Origin of the sequence: Rhodovarius crocodyli, from assembly GCF_004005855.1 — a bacterium.
Lineage (GTDB): Bacteria > Pseudomonadota > Alphaproteobacteria > Acetobacterales > Acetobacteraceae > Rhodovarius > Rhodovarius crocodyli.
This window is the reverse complement of record NZ_SACL01000002.1, coordinates 644953-654452: the sequence shown is the minus strand read 5'-3', so window position 1 is coordinate 654452 and position 9500 is coordinate 644953. Positions and strand designations below refer to the sequence as shown.

The 9500-nt window shown below is 68.9% G+C and carries 10 protein-coding genes and 1 pseudogene; 6 read left to right on the top strand and 5 right to left on the bottom strand.

The window, feature by feature from the left end; genetic code table 11:
• Positions 1 to 146 (top strand): integrase core domain-containing protein (locus tag EOD42_RS09185; protein WP_164867847.1); only part of this gene is annotated, 146 nt, incomplete at its 5' end.
• Positions 147 to 256: 110 nt separating this feature from the next.
• Here the strand turns inward: EOD42_RS09185 and EOD42_RS09180 are convergent.
• From EOD42_RS09180 to EOD42_RS09170, 3 genes and pseudogenes are all read right to left on the bottom strand, one after another.
• Positions 257 to 602 (bottom strand): annotated as a pseudogene (locus EOD42_RS09180) (transposase); the annotation flags it as partial.
• A 27-nt stretch (positions 603 to 629) separates the two neighbouring features.
• Positions 630 to 860 (bottom strand): IS3 family transposase, encoded by a 231-nt coding sequence (locus tag EOD42_RS26645; RefSeq protein WP_164867846.1) that lies wholly within the window; start codon positions 858 to 860, stop codon positions 630 to 632.
• A 361-nt stretch (positions 861 to 1221) separates the two neighbouring features.
• Positions 1222 to 1932, bottom strand: coding sequence for a GntR family transcriptional regulator (locus EOD42_RS09170; RefSeq protein WP_127787173.1), 711 nt, complete (start codon positions 1930 to 1932; stop codon positions 1222 to 1224).
• 161 nt (positions 1933 to 2093) lie between these two features.
• Here EOD42_RS09170 and EOD42_RS09165 point away from each other — a divergent pair, with 161 nt between their 5' ends.
• From EOD42_RS09165 to EOD42_RS09150, 4 genes are all read left to right on the top strand, one after another.
• Positions 2094 to 3218 carry an LLM class flavin-dependent oxidoreductase gene (locus EOD42_RS09165; protein ID WP_127787172.1) on the top strand — a complete coding sequence of 375 codons (1125 nt, stop codon included), beginning with the start codon at positions 2094 to 2096 and terminating at the stop codon, positions 3216 to 3218.
• A gap of 236 nt (positions 3219 to 3454) precedes the next feature.
• Positions 3455 to 4207 carry an SDR family NAD(P)-dependent oxidoreductase gene (locus EOD42_RS09160; protein WP_127787171.1) on the top strand — a complete coding sequence of 251 codons (753 nt, stop codon included), beginning with the start codon at positions 3455 to 3457 and terminating at the stop codon, positions 4205 to 4207.
• A 70-nt stretch (positions 4208 to 4277) separates the two neighbouring features.
• Positions 4278 to 6584 (top strand): xanthine dehydrogenase family protein molybdopterin-binding subunit, encoded by a 2307-nt coding sequence (locus tag EOD42_RS09155; protein ID WP_127787170.1) that lies wholly within the window; start codon positions 4278 to 4280, stop codon positions 6582 to 6584.
• On the top strand, positions 6581 to 6778 hold the full coding sequence (locus EOD42_RS09150; RefSeq protein ID WP_240655082.1) for a twin transmembrane helix small protein: 198 nt from the start codon (positions 6581 to 6583) through the stop codon (positions 6776 to 6778). The genes EOD42_RS09155 and EOD42_RS09150 overlap by 4 nt, the downstream gene beginning before the upstream one ends.
• 6 nt (positions 6779 to 6784) lie before the next feature.
• On the opposite strand, the gene EOD42_RS09145 is transcribed toward EOD42_RS09150, so the two are convergent.
• Positions 6785 to 7687 carry a LysR family transcriptional regulator gene (locus tag EOD42_RS09145; protein ID WP_127787169.1) on the bottom strand — a complete coding sequence of 301 codons (903 nt, stop codon included), beginning with the start codon at positions 7685 to 7687 and terminating at the stop codon, positions 6785 to 6787.
• 97 nt (positions 7688 to 7784) lie between these two features.
• On the opposite strand from EOD42_RS09145, the gene EOD42_RS09140 reads away from it, so the two are divergent.
• Complete coding sequence (locus EOD42_RS09140; RefSeq protein WP_127787168.1) at positions 7785 to 8504, top strand: SDR family oxidoreductase; 720 nt, start codon at positions 7785 to 7787, stop codon at positions 8502 to 8504.
• Positions 8505 to 8525: 21 nt separating this feature from the next.
• Here the strand turns inward: EOD42_RS09140 and EOD42_RS09135 are convergent, their stop codons facing one another.
• Positions 8526 to 9491, bottom strand: a complete 966-nt coding sequence (locus EOD42_RS09135; RefSeq protein WP_127787167.1) for a Bug family tripartite tricarboxylate transporter substrate binding protein — start codon at positions 9489 to 9491, stop codon at positions 8526 to 8528.
• Positions 9492 to 9500: the final 9 nt, after the last annotated feature.

The following is a 9500-nucleotide window of genomic DNA, read 5'->3' as shown; positions in this document are numbered from 1 at the left end:
CGCACTGGTTCATGAGCCTTGACGACGCGCGGGCGAAACTGGAGGCTTGGCGCAGGGACTACAACGAAGTTCGCCCGCACAGCGCACTCGGCAACAAGGCGCCGATATCGCTGATGAACGGCCTCCCGGCGGCATCGCCGGGATGAGCCTTAACCCCGGAATTTTCCAGCTCACGCTGGCCTAGTTTTGGGGAGCACTTCAGGGTCGGGCGGACTCTAGTTATTTTTGGAGGAGTTTCAGGGGGGCACGTCACCGAGCACATCCAGGCCAATGGCCAAATCGTCCTGTGCCTCGCCATGAACGCGAACTTCATGTCGCGTCCCTGGCGAAGTGGGCTGCGGCCTTTTCTAGGATGTCACGCTCCGCCTTGAGCTTGGCGACCTCTCGTCGAAGACGATCGATTTCCTGCTGCTCGGGACGCAAATGGCCTTGGCCGGGGAAGGCAAAACGTGGATCCGCCTCGCTCTCCCGGACCCAGCGCCTCAGCACCCTCTCCGCAATGTTCAGGTCGCGGCGGGCTTGTACCACAGCCACCCCGCGCGATCCCTCACCAACTTTACCGCCTCGAGCTTGAACTCGCGGCTGAACGTCCTGCGTCCAATCCTTGGGCCTCCGATCGAGTGAAAACCTTAACCAGGTGTCCACAAGACCGGCAGCAGGCCATAGGTGACGTGCGACAGCCACAGCCGGTCAGGCGCCGGATGGTGGAACAGGTGGTTCACGTGGTCCAGCAGACAGGGCGAGGCCTTGACGCTGATCGTGGTGCAAACCGTCTTCCTCCGGATCACTCCTTGCAGGCCAAGCTCGCTCGTCAGGCGCGCCACCGTACAGTGGGCGACCTCAAAGCCTTCCCGGCGCATCCGCCGCCAGACTGCGGCGACCGGTGAGGGTTGAGATGGATGAGCGTCGTGAGGCCTGAAACTACGACTGCTTTCGTGAGTGGCCCGACCGCCCCATGCTGACCGCATTGAGCGTAATGCAGAAGGTATCGCGCCAAAAGAAAGTCCGCCCCCTTGGAACCCCGCCAGGAGATAATATCTCCTGGACCTGATAGGAGTTTGGCGCCCTACCTTCGCAGGCGGGGCGCCATTTTTATTATAATATTCAACCCTGTCAGGATCAGGCGCCAACTCCCCGGGGTCCAGGGCCGCTACGGTCCTGGCGGGGGTGTCGGGGGCAGAGCCCCTGACTGGGGGCTTTCGGGGGCAACGCCCCCGTTCCTCACCCTCCCCGCCTCTCGAACCATCCCGAGACGAACTCCCCGCCCTCGCGGATATGCTCGCGCATCGCCAGCCGTGCCCCCGCGCTGTCATGCGCGCCGATCGCGGCCAGGATCGCGGCGTGGGCCGCCACATTGGCATCCATGCGCGGCGCGGTGGTCTCGGCGGCCGAGGCCAGCAGGATATGCCGAACATAGCCGGCGGAAATCTCGCCCAGCACGCGCGCCAGCGAGGCATTGCCTGACGCCGTGACGATCACGCCGTGGAAGGCGGCATTGGTCTCGATCCAGTCGAGGCAGAGGCGCGGCAGCTCCGGGGGCGTTGCGGCCTTCAGCCGCTCGGCCGCGGCCACGAAGGCCTCATGCGCGGCCTGCAGCGCCAGCAATTGCGGGCCGGTGATCCATTCGGCGGCCAGCGCCGCCGCCAGCCCCTCAAGCTCCGCCCGCACCTGGTACATCTCCCGCACCTCACGGGGCGAGGGCACGCTGACGGTGGCGCTGCGGCGTGCCTCCAGCTTCACGATGCCGCGCGCGTCGAGGCGTGAGAGTGCCTCGCGCACCGGGGTGCGGCTGACGCCGAATTCCTCGGCCAGCAGATCCTGCTTCAGCCGCTCACCCGGCTTCAGCTCGCCCGCGATGATCTTCGCGTGGATCTTCTCCGCGATTTCCTCGATCAGGCCGGCGGGATGGGCGGAGGGGGCGCTACGGGGCATGCCCGGCGGTTTTCCGCGCGGGCACCCAGGGTGTCAACGCCGGGCGCCGTGGCGGCGGGCGGCGGCGCCATCAAGTTTTTTGTCTTACAATCTTGCAAACAGCTTGTCAGGAAAACCGCCAGCCTCTAGCCTTCACCCATCACGATCCGAGAGAGAGACGCATGACCGAGACCGCGCCCCCATCCTCGCGCAAGCCGCGCCTGCGGGACGGCACCATGCGGTTCGGCACCTTCTGGCCCAAGGCCAAGACCATGCTGCCCTCGGGTAAAATCGCCGCCCTGAACCCGGACGCGATGGACCTGAAGAACCACATCGCCCTGGCCGAGGCCTGCGAGGCGGTGGGCCTGGACCTGACCCTGATCGGCGACGGCTACGCGCCGAGCTCGGAGGAAGCCAGCGGCATCGGCTTTCAGGACCCCTCCCTGCACGCCATCATCCTGACCGCGCCGCTGATGCAGGCCACGAAGCACCTGGGCATCATCACCACCCTGCACACCCAGTTCTTCCACCCCACCCAGATTGCGCGCTTCGGCTCGCATTTCGACTGGCTGAGCGGCGGGCGCTGGGGCTGGAACATCGTCAACGGCTATCGCGACTATGAGGCCAGCCTGTTCGGCATCGACAAGCTGCCCGACAGCAAGGCCCTGTATGAGGCCGCCGGCGATGCGGTCGCGATCTGCGAGGGCGTCTGGAACGGAAAAGGCCGCGTCGACTATGACGGCGCCCATTTCCGCGCCCATGGCAAGATGCGCGGCCCCTTCCCGCCCGAGCGCCCGGTATTCGTCTGCGCCGCGGCCTCGGACAGCGGGCGGCGCTTCACGGCGCAGCATTGCGACTTCCTGTTCGCCTCCCCGGCCACAATGGCCGACATGCCGGGCGTCTACTCCTCGCTCGCCGAGCATTCCGCCGCCGTCGGCCGTGCCGACCCGCCGGAGGTGCTGGCGCTGGCCGACATCCTGGTGCGCGACGAGCCCGGCCACGGCCGACAGCTGATGGAAGACCTGCTGGGCAGCATGGAAGGCGAGGCCGGCCGCAAATGGGCCGCCCAGATGGCCGTGCTGCGCCGGAACCAGGACACGCCGGAGCAATTCCCCTTCTTCGCCGGCACCGCCGCCGAGGTGGCGGAACAGATCATCGAGACCCGCCGGAAATTCGGCGTGAACGGGCTGCTGTTCCGCATGCCGCTGTGGTCGGCCGAGGAAATGCTGCGGCTGGGGCCGGTGTTCAAGCTGCTGGAAAAGGCCGGGGTGTGGGTGCCGCCGGAGAAGCGCGGGTATTCCTGGTGAGGCGGGGGCTTTGCCCCCGAGCCCCCGCCAGGACCGTAGCGGCCCTGGACCCCAGGCACTTGGCACCAAGGCTTGGAAGCGTCTTTCCATTTGATTTTCAATAATAAATTGGCGCCGGAACTATCAAGCCGAAGCGCCAGTCCATGGTTTCCAAAGGCCTTTCGGCCTTTGGCGGGTTCCAAGGGCAGCGCCCTTGGTGGGGGCCCGGGGGCGAAGCCCTCGGCTGAGGAGCAGAGATGGATATCAGGTTCAATAACCGCACAGTGCTGGTCAGCGGCGGCGCCCAGGGCATCGGCCGCGCGATCTGCGTGGGTTTCCGCGACGCCGGCGCCCGTGTGCATGTGGTCGACCGCGACCCGCGCATCATGCAGGTGGGCCAGGAACTGGGCATCACCGCCCATGTGGCGGATCTGTCGGACCAGGCGGCGGCGGCCGGCGTGGTCCGCGCCGTGGTCGCGGCCGAGGGGCGCCTCGACGTGCTGGCGCTGGCGGCCGGCGGCCCTTGCGGGCTGGGCGGGCTGCAGCTGGCCGAGATCAACGATGCGAACTGGGACCGCATCATGGACGCCAATGTAAAGACCGGCCTGTGGCTTTCGCAGGCTGCGGCGCCCGAGATGGCGAAGAACAAGTGGGGGCGGATCGTCATCGTCTCCTCCGGCGCCGGGCTGCGCGCCAGCCGCACCGGGCTGCATGCCTATACGGCGGCCAAGCACGCGGCGATCGGGCTGACGCGCCAGCTTTCCGTGGGGCTCGGGCCGCTTGGCATCACGGCCAACACGGTGGCGCCGGGGCTGATCCTGTCCGGGCCGGACGCCATCGACCAGTGGAACGGCTACAGCGAGGAAAAGAAGACCCAGGTTCTGGCCCAGCTCAGCACCGGGCGCCTGGGTGAGCCCGAGGACATCGCGCATGCCGTGATGTTCCTGGCCAGTGAGCAGGCGAGCTGGATCACGGGCCAGGTGCTGCCGGTCGAGGGCGGGCGGCCCTAACGCCACCCTTTCCGAAATCGCGTTCAGCCCCCATTCTCCCTGTCCAGAAGTCGGAACAGGGAGAAAAGCCATGGCCAAGTTCGGCCTCAGCCAGTCGCTGCGTCGTATCGAGGACCCCCGCCTGCTGATCGGCGGCGGGCGCTACACCGACGACATCGCCCTGCCCGGCCAGAGCTTCGGCTATGTGCTGCGCAGCCCGCATGCCCATGCGCGCATCGCCGCGATCGACACCGCCGCGGCCGCCGCCATGCCCGGCGTGCTCGCCATCGTCACGGGCGCCGAGCTGGCGGCGGAGGGCGTGGGCGAGGTGCCCTGCGTCATCCCGATGAAGAACCGCGACGGCTCCCCGCGCGGCGAGACGCCCCGCCTGCCGCTGGCCACCGACACGGTGCGCCATGTGGGTGACCCGGTGGCCTTCGTGGTGGCCGACAGCCTGAAGGCCGCGCGCGACGCGGCCGAGGCGATCGAGATCGACTATGCGGAGCTGCCCTCCGTCACGGACCTCGCCACCGCGACCGCCCCCGGCCAGCCGCTGGTCTGGCCCGGTGTCGCCAACAACATCTGCTTCGACTGGGAGGCCGGGAAGAAGGCCGAGGCCGAGGCGCTGTTCGCGCAGGCCGCCCACGTCACCACGCTGACGGTGGTGAACAACCGCATCATCGTGAACAGCATGGAAGGCCGGGCCTGCGGCGCGGAATACGATGCGGCCAGCGGCAAGTTCACGCTCCATTGCACCACCCAGGGCTCCTGGCTGGTGCGGGACCTGCTGGCCAAGGTGGTGCTGAAGGTGGATCCGAAGCAGATCCGCGTCGTCACCCCCGATGTCGGCGGCGGCTTCGGCATGAAGCTGTATCTGTATGCCGAATACGCGCTGTGCGCCTATGCCGCCCGCAAGGTGGGCCGCCCGGTGAAATGGACGAGCGAGCGCAGCGAAGCGTTCCTCTCCGACACCCATGGCCGCGACAACATCACGACCGGTGAGCTGGCGCTGGACAAGGACGGGAAGTTCCTGGCCCTGCGGACCCGCAACGTGGCCGGGATGGGCGCCTATCTGTCGACCTTCGCGCCCTTCATCCCGACCGGGGCGGGCACCAAGGTGCTGGCCAGCATCTATAACTTCCAGGCGATCTACGCGAACGTCATCGGCGTGCTGACCAACACCGTGCCGGTCGACGCCTATCGCGGCGCCGGCCGTCCTGAGAGCAACTACCTGGTCGAGCGCCTGATCGACACCGCCGCGCGGGAGCTGGGCATCGACCGGATCGAGCTGCGCCGCCGCAACATCGTGGGGCCCGAGGCCATGCCCTACACCACCGCGGTCGGCCAGAAATACGACAGCGGCGAATTCGCCACCGTGCTGGATGCCGCGCTGCAGAAGGCCGATTGGGCGGGCTTCGCGGCCCGCAAGGCTGCCTCGGAGGCCGCCGGCCGCAAGCGCGGCATCGGCCTCGCCTATTACCTGGAGGCCACGGGCGGCGATGCCTCCGAACGCGCCGAAGTCCGCTTCACCCAGGACGGCTTCGCCGAGGTCTGGGTCGGCACCCAATCCACCGGCCAGGGGCATGAGACGGCCTATGCGATGATGACCAGCCATGAGCTGGGCATTCCGATCGAGAAGATCCGCATCCGCCAGGGTGACACCGACGAGGTGCCGACCGGCGGCGGCACGGGCGGCGCGCGCAGCCTGTATTCCGAAGGCACGGCCATCCTGGCCACCACCGCCACCGTGATCGAGAAGGGCAAGCAGGCCGCCGGCGAGGCGCTGGAAGCCGCCACCGCCGACATCGAGTTCACGCAGGGCCGCTTCGCCGTGGCCGGCACGGATAAGGGCATCGGCATCCTGGAACTCGCCCTCTCCCAGCGCGAACGCGCCGCGCGCGGTGAGAGCGTGACCCTGCTGGACGCGGCCGAGGTCGCCCCCATCCCCGCCCACACCTTCCCCAACGGCTGCCACATCGCGGAGGTGGAGTTGGACCCGGAGACGGGCCTCGTCTCCATCCCGCACTACGTCGTGGTGGATGATGTGGGCCATGCGCTGAACCCGCTGATCGTGCGCGGCCAGGTGCATGGCGGCGTGGCGCAGGGCATCGGCCAGGCGGTGCTGGAACGCACGGCCTATGATCCGGAGTCGGGGCAGCTTCTCTCGGCCAGCTTCATGGACTATGCCCTGCCCCGCGCGTCGGATCTGCCGGACATCGAGGTGGAGCTGATGGAAATTCCCTGCACCACCAACCCGATGGGGGTGAAGGGCGCGGGCGAGGCAGGCGCCGTCGGCAGCCCGCCCGCCATGGTCAACGCGCTGGTTGATGCGCTGGGCGGCCGCCAGGTGGACATGCCGGCGACCCCCGAAGTGATATGGAAGGCCTGTGCCGCATGATGGTCACGATCCTCTCGGTCCTGGTGCCGCTGGCGATGGCGGCCACCGTCATCGCCCTGGTGATGGGCCTGTTCCAGATGGCGCGCGGCAACCCGGACCCCGCGCGCTCCAACCGGCTGATGCAGTACCGCATCCTGTTCCAGGGTGCGGCGCTGGCGATGTTCGTGCTGCTGCTGATGCTGTTGAGGGGCTGACCCCCCTCAGCCCGGGGTCCTGGCCACGACGAAGTCCAGGAAGGCCCTGACCTTCGCGGGGACCCGGTGTCGGGAGAGGTGGTAGGCATAGAGTGGATACCGCTCCTCCGCCCAGTCCGGCAGCAGCTGCACGAGTTCGCCGCGCGCGAAGGCATCTCCAAGCCCGATCTCGATGCTCTGCGCGACTCCGAGCCCCGCCACACAAGCGGCCAGCTTCGTGGCCAGGTCGTTGGTCACGGTGCGGCCGCTCACCTTCACCTCGACCACCTGGCCATGGCCCTGGAATTCCCAGGGAAAGGGCCTCCCGGTGGCCGGGTCGCGGTAGAACAGGCATTCGTGGCGCTCGAGATCACGCGGATGCAGGGGCATGCCGTGGCGCGCGACATAGCCCGGCGAGGCGCAGGCCAGCACCCGGGTCTCCAGCAGCTTGCGCGCCATCAGCCCTGACTGCGCAGGCTCCCCGAAGCGCACCGCGGCGTCGAACCCCTCCGCCACCAGGTCACCCAGCGTGTCTCGCACGACCAGTTCCAGGGACAGTGCCGGATACGTCGCCAGGAATTCCGGCAGGCGCGGGGCCAGCACGAAGCGGGCGAACCAGGGGTCGGCGTTGATGCGCAGCCGCCCCCGCACGGCGGCGGAGGCTCCGGCGGCCTCCTGCGCCGCCTCCTCGATCCCTGCGAGCAGGGGCGCGACCTGGGCATGAAAGCGGCGGCCTTCCTCGGTCAGCGCCACCAGCCGAGGTGAGCGCTCGAATATGCGCAGCCCCACCCGTGCCTCCAGCCGCGACACCGCCCGGCTGACACCCGACGGCGTCAGGCCCAAGGCCTCGCCGGCACGGGCAAAACTGCCCGATTCCACCACCGCCTGCATCACGCCTATGCCCGCCAGCAATCTGCCATCGAAGCCCATGATGATTTTCCGTCACTATGAGAGAGACAAAGCTGCGCTGTGAGCATTTCCGTCAAGGGAGGATATCGGTCCCCGTCACAAGCGACGGAGACATTCCATGACCCTTACAGGCAAACGGATCATCGTGCTGGGCGGCAGCTCGGGCATCGGGCTGGCGGTGGCGCAGGCGGCGGCCGGACAAGGTGCCACGGTCGTCATCGCCTCAAGCCGGCAGGCGCGGGTGGATGAGGCGCTGGCCACCCTGCCCGCGCAGGCCGAAGGCCATGCCCTTGACCTGAGCGACGCGGCCGCGGTGGCGGGGCTGTTCGCCGGGCTGGGCGCCTTCGACCACCTGGTCTTCACCGCGGGCGGGCCGCTGAAGCTCGGCCTGCTGCCGGACATGCGGCTGGACGTCGCGCTCAGCTACTTCGGCCTGCGCTATTTCGGCGCCCTGATGGCCGCCAAGCATGGCAGCCCCCATATCCGCCCGGGCGGGTCGATCACCTTCACCTCGGGCCTGGCCGCCACGCGGCCGCGCGCCGGCTGGGCGCTGGGTGCCAGCATCTGCAGCGCGATGGAGGGGCTGACCCGCGCGCTGGCGGTCGAGTTGGCGCCGCTCCGGGTCAACATCGTGGCGCCGGGCATCGTCAGGTCGCCGCTGTGGTCGGACATGACGGAGGCGGACCGCGAGGCGCTCTACCGGACGACCGCCGAGACGCTGCCGGCCGGCCATGCAGGGGAGACGGCCGAAGTGGCCGAAGCCTATCTCTATGCCATGCGCCAGACCTACGGCACCGGCCAGGTCATCGCGGTGGATGGCGGCGGCGGACTGGTCTGAGACGCCCGCCCGCCCGCAGGGTCAGGTCGGCGTCGCGCCAGATGCCCGGATGATCGGCGTCCACTTCGCCGTCTCCGCCCGCAGGAAGGCCGCCGTTTCCTCAGGGCTTGAGGGCGTGGCGTCCAGCGCGCGCTGGGTGAAGGCCGCGACCAGTTCGGGCTCGGCCAGCGCCGCCACGGCGGCGGCGTGCAGCGCCTGCTGGATGGCTGCCGGCAGGCCCTTCGGCGCCATCAGCGCGCTCCAGTCCTGCATGTCGAAGCCGGCGAGGCCCGGCGTCTCCGCCAGGGCCGGCACATCGGGGATCTGCGCGCTGCGGGCCAGGGTCGAAACCGCGAGGATGCGCAGCCGCCCCGCATCGGCCAGGGGCTTGGCGCCCGAGACAGGGGTGAAGCCGAAATCCAGCGTGCCGTTGGCGATGTCGGTGATCATGGGCGCGCCGCCGCGATAGGGCGCGTGGATGTTGCGCAGCCCGGCCATGACGTTCAGCTGCTCGCCCGCCAGGTGCCCCGCGCCGCCCGAACCCGAGGAACCATAGGTCAGCGGATTGGCACGCGCGGCGGCAACGACATCGGCGGCCGTCCGCCAGGGCTTGCTGGTGGGCACCGCCAGCACGTTCACGATCTGCGCCACCCGCGTGATCGGCGTCAGGTCCGTCTGCGGGTCGAAGGGCAGGTTGCCGTACAAGGTGGGGTTGATGGACAGCGCGCCGATGGTGCCCATCAGGATGGTGTGGCCGTCGGCCGGGGCGCGCACCACGTATTCGGTGCCGATATTGCCGCTGGCGCCGGTACGGTTCTCCACGACCACGGGCTGGCCCAGCATGGCCTGCATGCGCGGCGCCATCAGCCGCGCCGCGACATCGGTGGTGCCGCCGGGCGGATAGCCCACGACCATGCGGATCGGGCGGGTGGCGAAGCTGGTCTGGGCCAAGGCGGGAGCCGCGAGCAGCGCGGGGGCGGCGCCCAGCAGGGTGCGTCGAAGGGTCATGTCGGTTCC